The sequence below is a fragment of the Polymorphospora sp. A560 genome (assembly GCF_045781765.1).
GTDB classification, from domain to species: domain Bacteria; phylum Actinomycetota; class Actinomycetes; order Mycobacteriales; family Micromonosporaceae; genus Polymorphospora; species Polymorphospora lycopeni.
Genome location: NZ_CP122282.1, coordinates 7,865,716 through 7,885,002 on the forward strand (window position 1 = coordinate 7,865,716; position 19,287 = coordinate 7,885,002).

18 protein-coding genes and 3 pseudogenes are annotated in these 19,287 nt (G+C 67.0%); 8 read left to right on the forward strand and 13 right to left on the reverse strand.

Translation table 11 applies throughout. The features are described from left to right. Nucleotides 1–153: 153 nt before the first annotated feature. The 3 genes and pseudogenes from QCD66_RS35350 to QCD66_RS35360 form a co-directional block, all read right to left on the reverse strand. The gene (locus QCD66_RS35350; protein WP_375735900.1) at nucleotides 154–306 is read right to left on the reverse strand and encodes a hypothetical protein; all 153 of its coding nucleotides are present in this window, start codon (nucleotides 304–306) and stop codon (nucleotides 154–156) included. A 5-nt stretch (nucleotides 307–311) separates the two neighbouring features. Beyond that, a pseudogene (locus QCD66_RS35355) lies at nucleotides 312–536 on the reverse strand (IS701 family transposase); the annotation flags it as partial. 45 nt (nucleotides 537–581) lie between these two features. Then, complete coding sequence (locus QCD66_RS35360; RefSeq protein ID WP_375735901.1) at nucleotides 582–1,403, reverse strand: NAD(P)H-binding protein; 822 nt, start codon at nucleotides 1,401–1,403, stop codon at nucleotides 582–584. Between the two features lie 371 nt (nucleotides 1,404–1,774). Between QCD66_RS35360 and QCD66_RS35365 the strand changes: the two are divergent. Together QCD66_RS35365 and QCD66_RS35370 are read left to right on the forward strand one after the other, a co-directional pair. Beyond that, nucleotides 1,775–2,441, forward strand: a pseudogene (locus tag QCD66_RS35365) (IS6 family transposase). Nucleotides 2,442–2,694: 253 nt separating this feature from the next. Next, nucleotides 2,695–2,922 carry a hypothetical protein gene (locus QCD66_RS35370; protein WP_375735902.1) on the forward strand — a complete coding sequence of 76 codons (228 nt, stop codon included), beginning with the start codon at nucleotides 2,695–2,697 and terminating at the stop codon, nucleotides 2,920–2,922. 781 nt (nucleotides 2,923–3,703) lie between these two features. Here the strand turns inward: QCD66_RS35370 and QCD66_RS35375 are convergent. From QCD66_RS35375 to QCD66_RS35390, 4 genes are all read right to left on the reverse strand, one after another. Further along, a complete protein-coding gene (locus QCD66_RS35375; RefSeq protein ID WP_375735903.1) occupies nucleotides 3,704–4,570 on the reverse strand; it encodes an alpha/beta fold hydrolase in 867 nt (288 codons plus the stop codon). 39 nt (nucleotides 4,571–4,609) lie between these two features. Continuing rightward, on the reverse strand, nucleotides 4,610–5,605 hold the full coding sequence (locus QCD66_RS35380; RefSeq protein WP_375735904.1) for an NADP-dependent oxidoreductase: 996 nt from the start codon (nucleotides 5,603–5,605) through the stop codon (nucleotides 4,610–4,612). Between the two features lie 372 nt (nucleotides 5,606–5,977). Next, on the reverse strand, nucleotides 5,978–7,252 hold the full coding sequence (locus QCD66_RS35385; RefSeq protein ID WP_375735905.1) for an MFS transporter: 1,275 nt from the start codon (nucleotides 7,250–7,252) through the stop codon (nucleotides 5,978–5,980). A 58-nt stretch (nucleotides 7,253–7,310) separates the two neighbouring features. Further along, nucleotides 7,311–8,366 carry an aldo/keto reductase gene (locus tag QCD66_RS35390; protein WP_375735906.1) on the reverse strand — a complete coding sequence of 352 codons (1,056 nt, stop codon included), beginning with the start codon at nucleotides 8,364–8,366 and terminating at the stop codon, nucleotides 7,311–7,313. Nucleotides 8,367–8,452: 86 nt separating this feature from the next. Between QCD66_RS35390 and QCD66_RS35395 the strand changes: the two genes are divergently transcribed. Beyond that, nucleotides 8,453–8,962, forward strand: a complete 510-nt coding sequence (locus QCD66_RS35395; RefSeq protein WP_375735907.1) for a winged helix-turn-helix transcriptional regulator — start codon at nucleotides 8,453–8,455, stop codon at nucleotides 8,960–8,962. A 274-nt stretch (nucleotides 8,963–9,236) separates the two neighbouring features. Here QCD66_RS35395 and QCD66_RS35400 read toward each other — a convergent pair whose 3' ends face one another. Together QCD66_RS35400 and QCD66_RS35405 are read right to left on the reverse strand one after the other, a co-directional pair. Continuing rightward, on the reverse strand, nucleotides 9,237–9,647 hold the full coding sequence (locus QCD66_RS35400; protein WP_375735908.1) for an IS3 family transposase: 411 nt from the start codon (nucleotides 9,645–9,647) through the stop codon (nucleotides 9,237–9,239). Further along, nucleotides 9,598–10,014, reverse strand: a complete 417-nt coding sequence (locus QCD66_RS35405; RefSeq protein WP_375735909.1) for a transposase — start codon at nucleotides 10,012–10,014, stop codon at nucleotides 9,598–9,600. Before QCD66_RS35405 ends, QCD66_RS35400 begins: the two co-directional genes overlap by 50 nt. A gap of 232 nt (nucleotides 10,015–10,246) precedes the next feature. Between QCD66_RS35405 and QCD66_RS35410 the strand changes: the two genes are divergently transcribed. Further along, complete coding sequence (locus tag QCD66_RS35410; RefSeq protein ID WP_375735910.1) at nucleotides 10,247–10,645, forward strand: tautomerase family protein; 399 nt, start codon at nucleotides 10,247–10,249, stop codon at nucleotides 10,643–10,645. Nucleotides 10,646–10,790: 145 nt separating this feature from the next. Beyond that, entirely contained in the window at nucleotides 10,791–11,261 is a 471-nt protein-coding gene (locus QCD66_RS35415; protein WP_375735911.1) for a hypothetical protein, read from the forward strand. A gap of 503 nt (nucleotides 11,262–11,764) precedes the next feature. Here the strand turns inward: QCD66_RS35415 and QCD66_RS35420 are convergent. The 3 genes and pseudogenes from QCD66_RS35420 to QCD66_RS35430 all read right to left on the reverse strand — a co-directional run bounded on the left by QCD66_RS35420 (nucleotide 11,765) and on the right by QCD66_RS35430 (nucleotide 13,044). After that, entirely contained in the window at nucleotides 11,765–11,983 is a 219-nt protein-coding gene (locus QCD66_RS35420) for a hypothetical protein (RefSeq protein ID WP_375735912.1), read from the reverse strand. A 52-nt stretch (nucleotides 11,984–12,035) separates the two neighbouring features. Then, nucleotides 12,036–12,260 (reverse strand): annotated as a pseudogene (locus QCD66_RS35425) (Tn3 family transposase); the annotation flags it as partial. Between the two features lie 7 nt (nucleotides 12,261–12,267). Further along, nucleotides 12,268–13,044 (reverse strand): transposase family protein, encoded by a 777-nt coding sequence (locus QCD66_RS35430; RefSeq protein WP_375735913.1) that lies wholly within the window; start codon nucleotides 13,042–13,044, stop codon nucleotides 12,268–12,270. A 1,098-nt stretch (nucleotides 13,045–14,142) separates the two neighbouring features. Here QCD66_RS35430 and QCD66_RS35435 point away from each other — a divergent pair. The 3 genes from QCD66_RS35435 to QCD66_RS35445 all read left to right on the forward strand — a co-directional run bounded on the left by QCD66_RS35435 (nucleotide 14,143) and on the right by QCD66_RS35445 (nucleotide 17,624). Beyond that, on the forward strand, nucleotides 14,143–14,274 hold the full coding sequence (locus tag QCD66_RS35435) for a hypothetical protein (RefSeq protein ID WP_375735918.1): 132 nt from the start codon (nucleotides 14,143–14,145) through the stop codon (nucleotides 14,272–14,274). A gap of 1,534 nt (nucleotides 14,275–15,808) precedes the next feature. Next, nucleotides 15,809–16,462, forward strand: a complete 654-nt coding sequence (locus QCD66_RS35440; protein WP_375735914.1) for a hypothetical protein — start codon at nucleotides 15,809–15,811, stop codon at nucleotides 16,460–16,462. 145 nt (nucleotides 16,463–16,607) lie between these two features. Beyond that, on the forward strand, nucleotides 16,608–17,624 hold the full coding sequence (locus QCD66_RS35445) for a hypothetical protein (protein WP_375735915.1): 1,017 nt from the start codon (nucleotides 16,608–16,610) through the stop codon (nucleotides 17,622–17,624). Between the two features lie 205 nt (nucleotides 17,625–17,829). On the opposite strand, the gene QCD66_RS35450 is transcribed toward QCD66_RS35445, so the two are convergent. Then, nucleotides 17,830–19,182, reverse strand: a complete 1,353-nt coding sequence (locus tag QCD66_RS35450) for a hypothetical protein (protein ID WP_407566948.1) — start codon at nucleotides 19,180–19,182, stop codon at nucleotides 17,830–17,832. Nucleotides 19,183–19,287 lie beyond the last annotated feature (105 nt).

A 19,287-nucleotide genomic window follows, 5' to 3' on the forward strand; every position in this document is an offset into this window, starting at 1 on the left:
CGGACAGCGGAGCTCCTGGTTTCGGGGTGTCTTGGAGTGACAACCCTCTCTACCGGAGCTCCGCTGCTTCACATCCCCCGACACGCCTTGACAAACCACTAATCCGCCTAACTGAACGGCGTTGGTACTAGTACTGCAACGGCGGGTCGTGACTTATGGCGGTTCGAGTCGTTTGCGGTAGTGGGCGGCTCGGGCTTGTTCCTGGCGCAGGCGGCGGAACCTGGACCAGTGCAGGATGTGGTCGGCTCGGCCGCCGACGGTCAGGACGAGGTGGGCGAACAGACGGCGGATCTCGTTGCTGCTCAACGGGATCAGGCTGCCCGCGTCTGCGGTGGCGCCCCCTTTGCGTCTTCGGCGGCGCGGGTGACGACGAGGAACGCGGCAGCGGCCATGGCCAGGGTGATATGGGCGTACCAGGCGTCGTAGCGTCGGACCTGGTACTGGTCCAGACCGACCTCGTTCTTCGCGGTCTGGAACGATTCCTCCACTGACCAGCGGCTACCGGCGACCCGGACCAGGTCCCGCAGTCGAGTGCCGCGGCACCGGCGCGGCGACGGCCGTGACGTGATCACCGCAGCGGCTCATTCCTGACGGAGTACGTGTTCCACGGCCCGGCGCAGGCTCGTCGGCGGCCGGCCCAGCACCCGGCGCAGGTCGTCGGTCTGCCGTTCCAGTGCCCCGGCCAGGGCCAGGCCCTGGAGGAAGGCCATCGGCCCGGTGATCGCGCCGGCGTCCTCGTGGTATTCGACCTTTGTACCGGTGACGTCGCCGAGTTCCCGGGCGAGCTGCGGATAGGTCCACAGCGGTCCGGTCAGGTCGTAGCCCCGGCCCAGGTGGTCGTCGTCGGTCAGCACGTTCACCGCCGCCTCGGCTAGATCCGTCCGCAGCGCGGTGTTGAGGCCCCGTCCGCCGGTGCCGCTGACCAGGATGCCCGACTCGGCCGCCGCCCGCAGCCCGGCGTCGACGAACGCCTCGGTGTAGAACGGGTGCCGCAGGATCACGTAGTCGAGTCCACTGTTGACGATCGCCCGTTCGGTGGCGTGGTGGGCGGCGTTCATGCCCCCGCCGTCGCGGTCGGCGCCCAGGAAGCTGGTGTAGGCGACGGCCCGTACCCCGCTGGCGCCGGCAGCCTCGACGGCAGCCAGATGCTGCCGGATCCGACGGTCTGGAGCCAGTTCCGGCGAGGAGATGAGCAGCAGCCGCCGTGCGCCGGCGAACGCCGAGCGCAGGCTCGCCGGGTCGTCGTAGTCGCCGTGCCGTACGTCGACGCCGAGCGCGGCCAGGCCGGCGGCCCGATCAGGGGCGCGTACGGCGGCGACGACCTGATCGGCGGGCAGCCGGGTCAGCAGCCGTTCGACGACGAGCCGGCCGAGCGCACCGGAGGCGGCGGAGACGACGATCATGGGAGCTCCTTACCGTGCGTGGGCCATCCCGGCCGAGGCGGCTGCCAGCCAACACCGTCGACGCCGGTGCGCGCCACCCAATTCCCGGCCAGCTTCCCGACGGCATCGGCACCCGGATCGCCCCCCCAGCCATACCCGGCGACCGTACCGGCGAAAACCGCTTACCGTACGGCGGCAGGCTCGGCGAAGGTGATGCCCATGACGTACTGACGGACAGCACCCCCGTTTCGCTGCCGCCACACGCCGCGCCGACCGGTGCCGCTGCGTGCGTGCCGCCGGGGTCCGTTGCGTTGGTATCGGCAAGATCGAGGCAGACTTGAGCAGCGAGGCCATCGATCCGATCTGATTCGAGGCCGTGTGCGAGGACGGCGATCGCCGGGTTCCGGTTCCCGGCGGAGGTGATCGTCCTAGCCGTGCTGGTACCTGCGGTTCAACCTGTCCTATCGCGATATCGAGGAACTGCTGGTCGAGCGCGGGGTCGATGTCGATCACGTCACCGTGTTCCGGTGGGTGCAGCGGTTCACCCCGCTGTTGGTCGACACCGCCCGCTTCCGCCGGCACTCACCAGGTGACCGGTGGTTCGTAGACGAGACGTAGTGAAGGTCAATGGAGTCTGGCGGCACGCGCACAGGGCTGTCGACCAGTACGGCCAGATCATCGACGTGCTCGCGTCGACACGTCGGGACGCCGCCACGGCCCGCCGGTTCTTCCACCGGGTGCTGTCGACGGTGAAGGTGACACCGGTCGAGGTGGTCACCGACACCGCCCCCGCCTACCCCGGTGTGCTCAACGAACTGGTCCCGTCCGCGTGGCACCACGTCGAGCGGTACACGAACAATCCGATCGAAGCCGACCACAGCCAGCCCAAACAGCGACTGAGACCGATGCGCGGGCTCCGCAACGACCGCAATGCGCAGGCGATCATCGCCGGACACGCCTTCGTCCAGAACTCCGCCGCGGACACTACGAACTCGGACTCGACGGCCCGCCCCACGACGGATCGCCGCGGCGTTCGCCGAACTCGCCGAAGCGATCTGACCGCAGACCCGACACCGGTTCAACACACCCACCGATCCGGTAACGCAACCGCGCCCGCTGACACCATACGAGAAGCGGAGCGCTGACAGCCCGGCGAGAAGTCTCCACGGCGGGGCCGGACAGCAGCGCGAACCGCTCCCCCGATCGCAGCGGCCGTCAGTCGTCGCGGGGATGTGTCCGACGGCGGTGATGCCGCCGGCATCACCACCACAAACGCCCCCGGACCAGCACAACCAGGTCTACTGTAGAGAGGGTGGCCGATGGATCGTCTCCACCCGCGCACCCGATCCCGACCCTTACCCGGCGGTTCGACGCCGACAGCGCTGCCAGCGTGCTCGATGCCGTCGCCCGATGGGTCGCGACCCACCCGGACGTAGACGTGACCGCGCTGCGCTACGAGCACCAGGTGCGCTACGCCCGGCACCGCATCAGCGTCCTCTACCGGCCCTGCGACGCCGATGACCAGGAGCAGGCGAGATAGCCGTTACCGGTCGAGCGACGATGCCGGGCAACAGGTCGAGGTGACGTCGGTGCCGTACCCGCACCCGGGCGGTCGTCGGCCGTGGTGGGGCGCGAGCATGGCCTAGACCGCCCACGATGGACCCGGCCGACAAGGCGGCGACGGCCGCCGCGCTGAATCTCTACACCAGGCTCGGCTTCCAGCCGGTCGACGGACTGAGGTCACTCAACCTTCCGCTCGCACCCAGCTGACCGTCGGCGCTTCCCTGCGCCGGGCCGGCCCATCGGCTACGGCAACCGGCCATCCGCGACCGGGAGCGGGCCGGGAACCTCGTGCAGGCCGCCTGAAGGTGGGAGCGAGCAGGGACCGACCGTCCGGAAACCACCACAGCCGGTGGATCAGCGGCGGACTCGGCAGCTCGTGCCGCACCTTGCCCGCGTCGAGATCCCCCAGCCGGATCGCGTCAGGGTGCGGGGTCGCGAAGACGCCGTCCGCGGCCAGGTCACCGCGTCTGGTGAACTCGACCGTCTCGATGCGGTCGTGCCGGACGGTGCCGTCGGTCGGGTCGGTCACGGTGATCCAGCCCCGCTCCGCCAACTCCCCTGTTTCTTTCCTCGTCACGTACGTCCGTGTCTTGACCTGCAGCGCCCGGTGCGGATACAGGTGACGATGGGTGTCGGCACCGGGCTGGCCTGCGTGGATCTTCTGGCGGATGCGACGGCCTGCGACGGTGTCGTACTCGACGGCTACGCGGTCACCGCGCAGCAGCAGCCGGCGTTCATCGAGCAGATCGGTGGCGGGGTCAGCGTGCGAGGAAGTCGACGGCGGCGGGGGCGAACTTGTCGTGGAACTGGAAGATGCCGCCGTGGCCGGAGTCGGGGTAGATGATCAGTTCGGATCCGGCGATGCGGTGGTGCAGGTCCTCGGAGAGGATCGAGGGCACCATCCGGTCGTTGTCGCCGTTGGCGATCAGGGTGGGCTGGGTGATCTTTGACAGGTCGGCTGGGGTCGAGCGCCCCCATTTTTTGATCGCCTTGAGCTGCGTTCGGAATGCCTTCACGCTGATCGGGGCGTCGCGGTCGACGGTGCGTTCGTTGAGTCGGTTGACGAACGCGCGGGCGGCGGGCTTGCCTGTGGCGTTGCGGTTGAAGAACAGGAACTCTTTCGGGTCCGACCGGGTCAGTTTCGCCCGCAACATGTCGAGGTAGGTCGTGCGGGCGACCTTGTCGATGTTCTTGCCGCCCTTCGGGCCGGTGCCCGTGAGGACGAGCTTCCGGACGAGTTCGGGGTACTTGACCACGAGGGCCTGGGCGATCATGCCCCCGAGGGAGAAGGAGAAGATGTCGACCTTGTCGAAGCCGAGCGCTTTGATGAAGGTCACGGCGTCGTCAGCCATCGCCTCGATGGTGTCGGGGACCTCGCCGGTGGAGGCGCCGACGCCCTGGTTGTCGAACGCGATGACGTGGTGGCTTTTCGCGATCGGGTCGACGATGCGGGGATCCCAGTTGTCCAGGGTCGCGGCGAGGTGGACGAGGAAGATCACGGGGATCCCACCCTTCGGCCCCAACTCGCGGTAGGCGTAGGTGACGCCGCCGGCGGTGATGGTGCGTGCCGGCGCGTTCTTGTAGGCCGTGATCACGGCATCGTCGGGCTGTTTCTGGGTGCTCATGGTGGGTGTCCTTGTGTGCGGTGGTGGGGACGGTTGCGGTCAGTCGCGGGTAACGACGACCTTGCCGCGGGGCACGCCCTTGGCGAGCGCTGAGAGGGCCTCGGGGGTTTCGTCGAACGGGAGGATCCGACCGACGACGGGGCGCAGAGCACCGGCGTCGACGAGGGTCGAGATTTCGGCGAGTTGGTCGCCGCTGGCTCGCATGAACAGGAATTCGTAGTTCACCCCGCGCTTGCGGGCCTGGCGGCGGATGCCGAGGCTGATACCGGCGATCGCGAGGCGGAGCAGCGGGTTCAGGCCGATCTCTCGGGCGAAGGCCGGGTCTGGCGGCCCGGATATGCCGATCGCCTTGCCGCCTGGGCGCAGGACGCGCAGCGATTTCGCCAGGTTCTCCCCGCCGAGGCTGTCGAGCACGAGGTCGTAGTCGTGCAACTTCTCGGCGAAGTCCTCCGTGCGGTAGTCGATCGTGACGTCAGCGCCCAGTTCGCGGACCCAGCCCGAGTTGGAGCCGCTGATGGTGGTCGCCACGGTCGCGCCGAGGTGCTTGGCGAGCTGGATCGCGATCGACCCGACACCGCCGGCCCCGGCGTGGATGAGGACCTTCTGCCCGGGCTGCACGTTGCCGCGCTCCACGAGCGCCTGCCACGCGGTCAACGCGACCAGGGGCAGCGCGGCCGCCTCTGTCATCGTCACCGAGGCGGGTTTGAGGGCGAGGTCGGCCTCGGCGACCGCGATGCGCTCGGCGAAGGTGCCGATCCGGTCCTTGCCGGGCCGGGCGTAGACCTCGTCGCCGGGCGCGAAGGCGCGCACCTGGGAGCCGACGGCGCCCACCACGCCCGCGAGGTCGTTGCCGAGAATCAGCGGGAGCTTGTAGGGCAGGATCTGCTTGAACTCGCCGAGTCGGATCTTCTCATCGAGCTGGTTGATGCTGGCGGCCCTCACCTCCACCAGCACGTCCCGATCCCCCAGAACCGGCTCGGGCACGTCGGCCGCATGCAGCGGCTCGGTGTAGCGGTCGATGACGAACGCCTTCATCACCGGTCTCCTCTTCTCTGAAGCGGTTCTCCCGCGCTGACAGTCGCGGCGCGGGCCGCGGGGGGTGGATGGTCATCTCGGTCAGTCCTGTCCCCGGCCGGCCCGGACGCCGCAAGGACGAACCGCTCGATCAGGCCCGGCGATCGCATGAGCGACCGGGCCGCCCATCGACAGCCCGAACAAGGTCGGCGCGCTTCGGGCCGAGAGCATGGATGAAGAGGCCGAGGCGTCGTCGGTCATCCCTCGATCGTGTCGCGGACGGAGCCGCTCGAGTACCCGACACCTCGGGCAGGTAGCGGTAGCTGTCGTCGGCGTTCGGGCCCCCATGGACATCGTCGCAGAAGCACAGGTGCGACTGCGGGTACTCGGCGCTCAAGGGGGCGCAGTTCGACCTGCCGGGACGCGGCTTCGGTGCTCGGGGGAGTCGGAGCGTGTCGTCCTGGCGTCGTAGGCCATGAGTGCCAGGACGGCGACGCAGAGGCCGGTGAGAATCGCTGCGGCGATGCTCACCGCCACGTCCAGGCCGTTTGCGGTCGCGAGCGCTCCGGCGCCGATCGCGGTGGCGGCCTGGAGGAGGTACGCGAACAGGTAGAGCAGGGACAGGGCGGCCCCGCGGTGGTGTTCGGCCGCGGCGCGGTTGATCAGGCCGAGCCCACCGGTGAAGGCGAAGGAGTACGCGACCCCGCCGACCAGGCACCACGCCAAGAACAACACGATCGAGCCCGACGTGGCGACGGCCGCCATGAGCGCCAGACTGACGACCGTCAGGGACACGCCGACCCACACGCAGGTATGCGCCGGAACCCGTGTCAGGAGTAGCGCGGTGACGCCGATCGTCGCCGATGAGCATCCGAGTAACGCGCCGATGACGAGCGTGTCGTCGGTCTGGGTGAACTGCCGGATCATGTACGCGCCGAGGGAGAGGAACAGCGCGCCCACGCTGTAGGCGAGACAGACGGAGAGCGTCGCGATCGTGAAGGTGCGGCGCAGGCCCGGGGCGAGTCGCAGCGCCTGAGGTCGCCATCGCCGAGCGTCGGCGGGGCGGTCGTCGGGCGTGGCCGCGAGGGCTGCCACCGCGGCGACGGCGAGCACGAGCAGGACAATGTAGCTCCAGAACAACGGCAAGGGGGCGAACTGGGCGAACGCTCCGCTCAAGACGAGCGCGAGCGTCAACCCTGTGGAGGTCGCGATCGTCGCGAGGGAGTTCGCGAATCTCGGGTTGCCGGAAATGTTGTTCTGCACGAGGGATGCACTGGCGGCACCTATCGCGAGCCCGGTGCCGGCCCCTTGGAGCACCCGTCCCACGAACAGGAAGGTGACGTTCGGGGCGAGGGCGAAGATCACGGCGGACGCGGCGATCAGGGCGACGCCCCAGATCATCACGAGGCGTCGACCGATCTGGTCGGACAGACTGCCAAGGAGGGGCAGGACGACGACGAGCGCGAGCTGGTACGTGGCGAACACCGCGGTGACGACCGCCGGGCTGAGCGCCCACTGCTCCGCATAGATCGGATAGAGCACGCTCGGTGCCCCGCTCGACCACAGTGCCAGCGCCAGCACGGATGCGGAGGCCCAGAACGCTCCCCGCCTGCCCAGCCTCCGCCAGGAGTCCGGACCGCCAGGCCGCCCGGCATCTACAGTCAGCACGGTCGGTTGCGCGTCGTCACGAGCGCGTCGTCCACGACGACGCCCACCAGGCCGGCGCTCACGCGACCGGGACGACAGGGCCGTCGATGAGCGCCGAGATGCCCCCCTGCACGCCGTCGAGCTGGCGTGCGTTCGCCTCGTGCGGGGTGCCCAGTGCGATGGCGCTGACCTGGGTCAGACGGTCGTACTGCTCGGTGGTGAGCTCGATGTCGAGCGCTGCGAGATAGTCGTTGAGCTGGGCCTGGCTCCGCGGCCCGATGCTCGGGACCGCCGAGGTCGCCAGACGCCGCGAGCGCTCGTTCACCCAGGCGGTCGCCACCTGCGCCGGTGGGCGTCCGACCTCGTCGGCGATCGCGAGGACCGTGTCGACGACGGCCGCTTTCTGCTCGGTCGACTCGGTGTGGACGAGGAACTTCAGGTCGCTCAGGCGTCCCTGATCGCTCTGCCGGTATTTCCCGGTCAGCAGCCCGCCGCCCAGCGGCGACCACAGGGTGACTCCCAGGCCGAGCGCCTCGGCCGCCGGCAGCAGTTCCCGGTCGGCGGAGCGCTCAACGAGGCTGTACTCAATCTGGATGCCCGCGACCGGCGTCCATCCTGAGAGGTCCGCCAGGGTCACCGCCCGGGAGACCCGCCAGGCGGGGAAGTTCGACAGCGCCGCGTACAGGATCTTGCCCTGGGAGGCGAGATCGTCCAGGCCACGCAGCAGCTCCTCGACAGGGGTCAGCGCGTCCGGGAAGTGCACCCAAAGCACGTCGATGTAGTCGGTGTCCAGGCGCTGCAGGCTCGCCTCGACCGAGGTGCGGAGGTTCTTACGGCTGTTGCCGGTGCGCGAGATACCGAGGCCCGGGCGGGCACCGACCGTGAACTTCGTGGCGAGCACCAGGTCATCGCGGTCTGCCTGGATGAACTCGCCCAGGAGCTGCTCCGACTGACCTGCCTGGTAGGTGTCGGCCGTGTCGATGAAGTTGCCTCCGGCCTCTACGAATCGCTCGTAGATCGCCTTCGCCTCGTCGCGTTCGGCACCGGCGCCCCATCCCGTGCCGAAGTTTCCGGTGCCCAGCGCGTACTGCGATACGCGCAGTCCCGTGCGACGGCCGAACGTGGTGTAGCGCATGAAGAACTCCCGGGGACCAGCCTGAATCTGCTTACCCAAGTTAACCATCTGAGTTGGCAGTAGCAAGCCAGAGGTAAGCTTCCCCCATGCCCCGCAGGTCGAAGACCCTCGCCGACGCAATGGACAGCTCGTGCGCGATCACCCGGAGCCTCGGAGTGCTCAGTGACCCCTGGAGCTTCCTGCTGCTGCGCGAGGCGCTCCTGGGGCGCCGGACGTTCGCGGAGTTCCGCGACAATCTCGGCATCGCCACCGACGTGCTGACGGCGCGACTGAACAGCCTCGTCGAACACGGAATCATGGAGAAGATCCCGTACCAGGAACCCGGCCAGCGCACGCGCCACGCCTACACGCTCACCCCGGCCGGCGAGCAGCTGAAGCTCGTCTTCATCGCATTGCAACAGTGGGGCGACGAGCACCTCGCATCCACCGAACAGCTACGCGTACTGCCCGTCACGCGGGACACCCGGCGCCGGGTCCGCGTGACGCTAGTCGACGAGGAAGGGACGCTCGTTGACCAGGCGAACGCGGAGTTCGTGCCCGCCGCCTCCGCCATCCCTCGAATACATGGTGCTGCCCGCGTTGTCCATGACGCCTGAGCCCGCGCTGCGGATGAGCGTGCTGGCCGGTTACACCGCCAGCACACCGGCCCGTCTAGGCAACGTCGTCACCAGGCTGAAGAAGCGGGCCTGGGTCCGTCGCGCCTCGAACCTCCAGCCGTGGACGGGCAGAGCTCTGCAGGTCGGCGTCCAAGTACACCTTTCCGTCTCACTTGCCGCGCCCGGACCGTCTGGCAGTGCCGGTCCCCCTCGTCGTTGTCAGGGCCGCTTCCGCCCTCACCCCGCCTCGGGCATCAGGTGGCCCTCAGCTTCGTCACCCCGCTGCGACGGAATGACAGCGATGCCCTTTCACCATCGCACCGTTCGTCAGCGCCTCGTGGCGCTCGACGTCCGTAACCCACTGGTTGAGCAACGAGCGGGCAAAGTCGCGGTTGACCAGGTCGCGCGATCGGTGTCTGCATCTTCGCCTGGGCCGGCGACTACCGGGCAGCCCACGGATGCCGGCGCGACGCATCATCATCTCCACCGCGCGATAGCCGACAACCAGGCCACGGTCCAGCCGCAGTTCGACATGCACCCGGCGGAAACCATACGTCCTTTGGGACGCGAGGTGCACCGCACGGATCCGATTGATCAGCCACGCGTGACGCAGCGCCCGTACCGATGGCGGCCGGTTACGCCACGCGAAGTACCCGGAGGTGGACCCTCCACCACGCGGCAACACACTTCGACCGGCAGTCCATCAGCAGCCATCCGCTTGATGGCAGCCCAGCCGCCCGTCGATGCACGGCCAGCTCGGTCTCCAGCTCGGCGATACGCCGCCGGGCAGCGACCAGCTTCGCCTGGTCAGCGGAGCTGACACCGGGCATCTGGCCGGTGTCGATCAGCTCCTGGCGATGCCAGTTGTAGATCGTCTGTTCACTGATCTCCAAGTCTCGGACCAGCTCCGCGACCGACCGCCGGCCGGCCGGCCTTGAGTAGATCGAGGCCTTACGACGAGACTCGGCTGGGTATCCCCTCGGCACGTCTCTCCGCACCGAGTGAGAAACCTGACGAGTCAACCAACCCGACTCCACCGAACCCGGGAGCATCAAAGCCTCTACAAAATCCGGGGCGGTTCAAAGATCGCCTTGGCTTCGTCCCGTTCGGTGCCCAGGGAGTACTCGGAGACCCGCAGCCCGGTGCCGGCGGCCGAAGGTGGTGAGCCATACGTCGGCTCCTTGTCTGAACGTGCCTTGACCCCACCCGGGCTGGATTGGTTGACGCAACCCAGCCGGCTAGGGTGAGACACCTCCACGTCACAAGTCATCGAGGGAGTCGATCATGCCCGTGTTTCAGGTACACCTTCCGAAGGGTCGCTTCGACTCGGAGCAGAAGCGCGCCCTTGCTGGTGCCCTACCTCAAGCGCTGACCGATGCACTCGGTATCCCCGTCGAGGATCAGTTCGTGACGATCACGTCTCACGAACCCGACGAGATCTTCCTGGACGCCACGTACATGGGCATGCAGCGCACCGCGGATGCCGTGATCATCTCGGTGCTTTTCACGGCCGAGCGTCCCCTGTCGGACAAGCGGGCACTTGCGAAGGCTATCTGCCGGAACGTGACTGACGCGTTGCGGATCAGCGCTGATGACGTGTTCATCGCGCTGGTGCCCGTCCCGAAGGAGAACTTCTCCTTCGGCCACGGAGAACTGCAACTAAATGAGCCAAGTCGGGTTTGAACGGTCGTGCTGACTTCAGAGTGAAGCAGACTGTCCTCGGGGCGGCGCGGCTGGAGCCTGCGGCGTCCGTTTGCCTGGCAGCGGCATGGGTACCCCGCCGAGCGTGGCGGACGAAGGGGGTCCGTCAGCGTCGAAGGGATTGGCTGTGATCGGTGCCGTGCAAATCCTCGCCATCGGCTACAAGCAGGCGGAACTGCCAAAGGAGATTGGGCGCCAGATCAATCTGCTCCGGTCGAGTGACGCCGTCAGGCTGCTTGATGTCTACGCCATCCACAAGGCCAGGGACCGCACCATCACCGAACAGGCGATCGAAGCGATCAGCGATTGGGATGGAAACCTCATCAGGAAAATATTGACGTCGGCTGGAGCTCACAGGGCTTTCAGCTCCTACACGACGGATGCCTCTGGCTTCCTCGTGCAGGGAACCCCCATCCCCGATCCGACGGTCAGCGTCCCGGCGGGCACCAACCTCGTCATCCTCCTCATCGAGCACTTGTGGGCGGGCCCGCTTCAAGACGCGATGCGAAACGGTTCGGCGTTTCCGCTGGCGGGCGGCTGGGCCGGCCGCGACGTGCTCCAGAAAGCCGGCCTCGTCATGAACGACACCGCCGACTGACCTGCGCGCCGAACACGTCAAAACCCGTCGCGATCGGCCGAGGTCCTGGACGGCGCACGGTCGACGTGGGCCACTCACCCGTGTTCAAAACAGCCTGCCGCAGTGGTAGCAGCACTTCCCATCACCCTCGGGTGAGTCGAAGGTCACCCCTGGGTCGGCCAGCGTGGGGCCACGTCGGTGGACCGGCCAGCCGTCGGCGCGGCGCCGGTCTGGTCCGGACGGCGCGGTGGGAACACCGTGCACCAGGGGTTGTGGTAGCCGACAACGGCATGGGTGGTGCTGTAGTCGTGCTGCGGCCCGCACGTGTCGGCCGCCGACGTCGTCAGGGTCCGGTTGGCCGGGCAGGATCGTGGCCGATTCGGGCACGGCATGACGCCGCTTCGGCAGCAGCCGCGCGCGGGTTCACGGTTCCTCACTTCCGTTGGGCAGGCGTAGGGCGTGAGTGGCGGGGCGGTGAGGTCGAGGCTGGCCGCGAGCAGCATCCCGGTGTCCGGGCCGGCCGTTCAGCGCCAGGGCGGGAACGTCGCAGCCGGCGAGGGCGCGTAGCGTCTCGGTTTCCGCGGGCCGCGGACGGCGAGGGTGACCTGCCGGTGCAGCAGCTTGCGCTGGTCGGCCAGGCTATCGAGGAACGCCACGTACGCGCGGGTGGCGTCCTCCAACGCGGGGTACGGCAGGGCCGGCGCGACGGCGAGGTAGGTCAGGTCGAGGACTTGCGCCCGCACCACAATCTGCGCCGGCCCGTCGAGGCCCTACCGCATCGCACCCCGCGAGAACAACAGCGGATGTAGCAGCGCCATCGCTCTGCTGCCGCTTTGACGAGCACAGCTTCCCCACGACCAGCGCCGCGGTGGCGTGTCCGCCCTGCACGGACGCGGCGACCCGCAGCAGGTCGTCCCACATGCTCGTGATCAGGTCCAGGTTCAGCCGCCGGGTCAGCAGCGCCCCGGCGCACGGATACCGGGCCTCGAAGTCGGCCTTCGGGCCATTGCGGTATAGGGAGCCATTTTCATCGTGGGTAGCGGGCGTCCTCCGCGGCTTGGAGGACGAGGATGGCCTGCACGATCGCGGTGGCGCGGCGGGGGCAGCAGCGGAGCTTGGTGAGGATCTTCCAGCTCTTGAGGGTCGCGACGGCGCGTTCGCCGAGGGCTCGGATCTTGGCGTGGTGGCGGTTGACGGTCTTCTGGCGGCGGGACAGGCGGGTGCGTCGGCGTTTGAAGGGTGTCCAGACGGTGCCGCCGGCGCCCTGGTAGCCCTTGTCCGCGAAGGTCATCACATTCGCGGTGGTCAGGGCGTCGATGAGGCCGTGGGTGCGGGCGGCGGTCAGGTCGTGCGTCGATCCGGGTAGCGCGGCCGAAGCCCATTTGAGCCGGCCGGCGGGGTCGGCCAGGACCTGCACGTTGACTCCGTGCCGCTTGTGCTTGCCCGAGTAGTACGGCCGCTGGTCGGCGACCCGGTCGATCGGGATCAGCGTTCCGTCGAGGATCGCGAACGCCAGCCGCGCCGCCGTGTGCATTGCTTCGGTGAGGTCTGGTGCGCAGGTGGCGAGTAGGTCGACGGCTTCTCGTAGGTATCGCCACGCGGTGGTCACCGATACCCCGAACCCGGCGGCCAGGCGGGTGAGGGTGTCGCCGTTGCGCAGGTGGGCCAGGGCCATCAACGCCTGCCGCTGCGCCGGTAGTCTGCGCCACCGGCCGCCAAGGGAGACCCTGCGGGCGCGGATCAGGTCGGTCAGGCGGGTCAGGCTGCGCGTGGACAGGGGGATGCTGGCAGGATAGGCAAGCAACGAAGCTCCCGTGGCGGGCGGTGTGTCTTGGTCGACTGCTGTCCTACCGGGAGCTTCGTCCTATCTGGAGCAGCGACACGCCATCCCCGCCCGGCCTGCCCAGACCAGCCCTGCTCACGATGAAAAAGGCTCAGGAGTGGCTATGGGCCGGGCAGTTTCTAGTGTCGCCCGGATGTGGTGTCTGGAATTTCTGGGCAAACGGCGAACGGCGGACGGGGGCCTGAGTCGATGCGTCGACGTGAGGCACCCGACGTGAAACCGCCGGTAGGCGGTGCCACCACTTGCCGGCGGGGCGCGAGGGCACCGCCTACCGGGGTTAGTAATCGATTCTGGACCGCCATTCGCGGATGGTCAATGGACGATATCCCGCCGCCTCTGCCCGCACACCGCCGACGATCCGACCGGGACAGAACATCTGACGTTTTCCGTCGACATCGTGGGGTTATTATCGCGCGACACGAAATTTCACGCTGATGACCCCGGTTGACCTGCGGGTTCCCGATCAATCAGAGGCGAACCTAAGGCCGAATTTACAATTGCGGAACTCATCATTTTCAGTTGTGACACTCAGGCGCGGCCAGGTTCGCAACATACTTGACGGCGAAATCGAGTACCGTCCACTCATCGGGACGCGCCGTTTCCCTCCGGAGGTCCTTTTCGACACTCGCCGAAGGATCGCTCGCGCCGGAAGGTTGCCTCGTGCGGAGAGTTCTTGCCGTCGTGAGGGTGCCGCGATAGCGCTTGCGTTGAACCCGCCCATGGTGCAGGCAACGCCGGCACGGGTATCAGAGTCCGGCTCAACATCTCGAGCGTCGCGGCCAGAAACACGTTCACGTGCTCGCACTGCATCCTGGGCAACGATGTCACCCAGAAAGGAATCGACTACCGGATCAAGCTCCATGAACGGACACGAAGCCATCCGTCGATGCATGCAAGATCGGGTTCGACCTCCTCGAACCGGATCCGCCAAACGATTTCGACGGTGGCGTGTCGTCACCGTGGCGCCCAGGTGGAGGAGGCATACGTCAAGATCAGGAGCGGATTGACCGGCGGGCTCGAGCCGAACCCGGACGCGGAAGGCATGACGCGACTACCGCAGTGCCTGTCACCGCACCACCGAGCAGCGAACGCACCCGCACGATCAACGCGCTGACCGCCCTGCTACGCCCCGTCGATCTCGGCATCGACACCCGACGGGCGTTGACCTCCACAGCCACCGCCACGAGATAGATTGGGTGCGGCTGTTACCGTGTTCGATGCCTTGACAGAAGGTCGGCGCCCTTCGGCCGAGGGCACCATTGAACGGCTCCACCAAAGGTGTCCGGCTCCGGCCCCTCGGAATGAGACCGGAGCCGGACTTCGCACCGCTCGCCTTGGCGCCCGCACACCGGAAATCTTGACGAAGACGCACCGCCAGCACCGCGATCCCGGCCCGGAAGAGCAGCGCCTCGCCCACAGAACGACGTCCCACTATCCGGACTTGCGGGCCGACAGGGACACCATGATCCAAACCAACCCGGACAGGACGGGCCGCCGCTGGACAGGCCTGGACGCAAGGGATGCTCGTCGCACGAGCACCCACCGAGCACCCAACCATCCACAAGGGACGAAACAAACAAGGGGCCTGACCGACATTCCTGCAGGTCAGACCCCTGTTGATTCTGTGCGCCCGAAGGGACTCGAACCCCTAACCTTCTGATCCGTAGTCCGAAGCAGACGCGCACTCTCATCCAGAGTCGACCTTACGGCAAGAAGCGTCCGACCGCAACCCACCCGGTCCGACCCCATCCCGACCCATCCGCCCAGGTCCTAGCCCCACAGACCCCAGCCATCTAGACTTATGGATTCTTCGGAACGCTTGTGGAAGCCTCGAACTCCGGCTACCTCCTGATGCGTCCGTGCCAGTTCCCCGACGTCCGAGCACCCACGGAGCACCACAGATCGCCGCCCTGGCCCCGATAGCCGGCGCGACGACCGCTGCAACTGCCCCGGCCCACACGATCACGGCAACTTTCGGACGCTGACAGCGTTGCCTTCAGCCACACGTACTCGACGCACTCACATTCGCCCATGGCTACGCTGGGCCCGGTGACCCACCCCCGGCAGGCCCGCCCCTACCCAACCTTCCACAGGGCTGACGATCACCGCCAAGACGACGACTACCTCAGACGCATCGCGGAGGCAGTAGAACGCATCGCTGACGCAGTCGCCGGACCGGGTCCCGACCAAGACCCGGACATCCTTCCGACCTACCCCATCGTCGACTGCGACGGCCCCTCCCCGTAGGTGGGGACGCCCGAGCCACACATCCAATGCTCGGCGGGACGGCTCTACATCGCCGTATGCACCTACTGCCCGGAAGGTCCGGGTGCAGCCGCCGACTCAGGTGAACCATTTACCTGGCTGGAGTACCAGGAATCCTCCTATGACCTCGACGAGCAACGGGCCGCACTCGCCCGCCACCTCACCCACCACCGCAAGCAGACCGATCCCACAGCGGCGCTGCCGATCTGGACATGGTCCGATCACACGTGTCCCCGTTGCCACGCACCGGCCGAGCACGAGTGCCGCAGCAGCTCTGGACGGCCGAGCACCACAGTCCACGTCGAACGATGGCAAGACAATTCAGGCAACTACTGGTAAGCCAACCAACACTCGGAGCAACGAACAACGCGACCCAATGTGGTCGGATCGGCGCGTTAAGGTGCCAGGGACCCCGACTACCGACAGAGACGGCAACCGAAGGTGAGATAGGGGGACTTCGATGGCCGACCTTCGGAACACCAAGCTCTTCAAGGAGCGACTCGCCCAGCTTGAGGAAGAAGCCCACCGGCTCGGAGTGGTCTTCGCACCCGCCGAAGCCGCGGACCTCCTCGCCGAACGAGTCACCGCCACCGCCAACCAGCTCGGCGTCACCGAACGAACCGCGCTGCAGACCTACACCACCCCGCACAACATCTCGCTGTTGGCGAACGTCCTCGGCGAGCACGCCGCCACCTACCGCGAGGTGATGGCCGAAGCCGACCCCGTGACCATCACCGTGCCGGACGCGGGACGGGTGATCGCCGCGCTCGGCATGGTGTGCAAGCTGGCCACCGAGCAGATCAACAAGGATTCCGCCGACGCCGCCGGCGTCCTGACCGACGCGGCCGACGCGATCGTCGGCATCGGCGCGCAGGTCAGGACCAACCAGGACTACGAGCCGGTGACCATTGCCGGCAGGACTCTGGTCTACTCGCGTACCGTTCTCACGCACGCGGTCGACCGGCTCACGACTGGCATCTGGGCATGTCCTTGCAGGCAGCCGCACCCGTCCGGAGCGGACAGCTGCACCCTGGTGCAAGGGCTCACCGCCGACCTCAACATCGTCGCTGGCTGGCTGACCACGTCCAACGAGCGGCCCGGCGACCAACGGTAGACCTCTGGTCTGGCGAGGCATGCCGACGGCCTACGCGCCGACCGGAATCCTGGTGACCGGCACGGCCCCTTCAGCAGAGAATCATCTTGTGAGTGACGGTCTTGACCCTGTTGCACTGATACGTAGCGCCCCCACGCCGTGGCCGATGGCAGCGCCGTGGACGGCGCTCGTCGCCGTGGCAGACACGAACGTTCTGCTGCAGCGAGCGTGCCACGAGGTTCGCAGCGGCCCGGACGGCAACGTTTTTCGTGGGCTGACCGCGACAGGGCGCTCCAGGACCTTCGTAGCCGCGCACGTTCCGGCGGAGTCGGTCAAGTACTTGCCGACGGTCGCCGACAAGAACCGTGTGAGGCCCGATGACGCCGCAGCGACGCTCCGAGAAGTGATCATGCCCGCGATCCCGGTGGTCGACCTGCCTATTCGCGACTTCCTGCACCCCCGCGTCCGGCCGCTCCTTTCCGTCGACCCGTCGTTGCCCAAGAGGCTACGAGGCGATCCGGACGATGCGGGCACCGCTGCCCTCGCTGAGTTCCTCGCCCCGACCATCATCTTGAGCGCCGACACAGTCTTCGAGCGACTTGGGATCACCGCCGCGGCAGCGGTCGCCTATGTCGAGACGGCGCGAACTCTAATTCGCATGGCGGGCTTCGAGGCCAGCCTCGCGGACACCGTCGCCTTGGTCAACATCGCCGTCCGAGCAGCCGGGTTCCTCGGAACCCAAGCCGTGCACGGGCTGCGCCAGCACCCATTCGCCGGCGCGGCGATCATGGGCGCGATGTTGTGGCTCGCGTACCGATTCGGCTGCTTCAAGCGCGACCGAATCCGCGAGGGGCTGCGTCAACTCGGGAGGATGGCCGGCCCGGTCGTGGAGGCCGCGACGGAAGCCGCCGAGGGACGCCAGACCGCCCGTGATGCACTGCGGGGCGTCGAACCACACGGCCCTGCAACCGTCGAACAGGCTGCGGCACGTCACCTCGCACGCCACGGACGACAATTGACCCCCAGTGAGCTACGCGACCAACTCCGTATCAGCGGGATCGCGATACCCGCGACCGCCCTGAAACGGGCGATGCGTAGCCACCCCGCGTTCATCCGCGCCCCCGGAGAACTCTACGGAGTCGGCGCGCCCATGCTGTGGCACCCGATCTCGCTACCTTCCTGACCTGCCTTCCTTGACTGGATTCCCGTGAAGTGGTCCACATACTCTGGTCTATGGACGTGACCCAAGCGGGGACGACGAGCTAACGAGTGAAGATCAATCACCTACACGATCAACGTGCGCTCTGCCGGCCGCACAAAAATGGCTCAGTGGCGCTCGGACGCTACTTTCATACCCGACTCTCGGGATCCTCACCATCGCGACGACGTCACGAAGCCGGAGAATCGGTCGCCGTCCAGGGAACCAGCGTAGGGTTTCCAAGCCACCCGTAAGGAGGAATCGCGCTCAGGTAGCCACCCGTGTAGCCGATTGCATGCAGCAGCAGGAGACAGATGTACTCGCGGCTCTGCTGCCAGGCCTCCACCACCAAGGATTCCCGTGCATACAGACCGTCGTGTGGATTCTTGGGGTGGATCAGCCTGTTCCGCACCCAGGTAACCATATCCGGACCGTCGACTCCCTTTTCCACGGCGAATCGATACAGAACGGGTAACCGCTTCTCGTCAATGTCGACCGGAATCTGTGCGCGGACGAGAAGTTCACGGAGACGGCGTGCAGTCGGCCACACCTTCGAGTCCTCGAACTCCTTCTTCGGAACGAGCCCGCCAAGCACGAAGGTCTCCCAGCTTAAGTTCTCGATTGCGGGAAACGCGGAAAAGATTCGATTCTCCACGAAACCCAGATTGGAGGTCTGCGTCGCCAACTGCATCTGGAACCCGGTAGTGTTGGTGGCGTCACCATCGTAAAGCCTGGCAACGCTGGCCTTGATGAACGCCTCTAGATCGCTGGAGACGACGGGACTGATAACCGGTGAACCAATCCTCTCGTAAGGTGCACAGATCGGCGACCCCCACCGCTGCCACGCCCCCCCGCCCATCGCGTCGAAACCGACAGTAAGTGGCGGCGCGACCCATCGGCCAGCTGCGAAGGAAAGCGAAAGCCGCAGCGCCTCGATCACCCGCTTCGCACTGTCAGAATCAAACGAGGCGCCGTCAGTGCGGCGGAGTTCCAGAACGTGCGTAAGGACGTAACGCGCCAAGCCGACGTCGTCTTTGAAGAGACGACTGTTGTCTGGCCGGCCATCGAGCGTGAGACCCCAACCGTCGACTTCCAAGGCGAGACGGCCAGAGGTCCAAGTCCTGCTGCCATCAGTGTCGTAACGGAGCGTCGCGTTGCCGCTATAGTCCGGCAGATTCATCCAGTGCACGAGGACGCGGTCCATTGGATCGCCGGACTCGAACTCTAGGCTAGACAAGGTGCCTGCGGCGGAACCGAACGACGTACTGGTGACCAGGCCGCGCCCGGTCATCCGGCCCGCTGTCAGGTCGAACAAATCGCGAGGGCTGTTCATCAAGTAGCCGTCGGCGTCCGGTACATCCACCTCCCAGCGGAGGCCCGGGGACGGGAAAGGGGCCAACCGAATTGTCCCTTCCAGCGCACTGTCGTACAGCCCGCCGATCGGCCCCGAGTAGAGATCGACCGCCTCTCCCGGCTGGTTGAACGGGTAGATCGGCGTCAGCGGTACGTTGTCACGCTCGCCTTCTGACTCCTTTGTCAACACCCGACCATGCTGTACCTGCCATTGCCGATACTCAACCTCATTTTCGGTTGCCCAGAAGGGGTCTGTTGCATTGGGTGGAGACATGATCAATCATCGGATTGATCG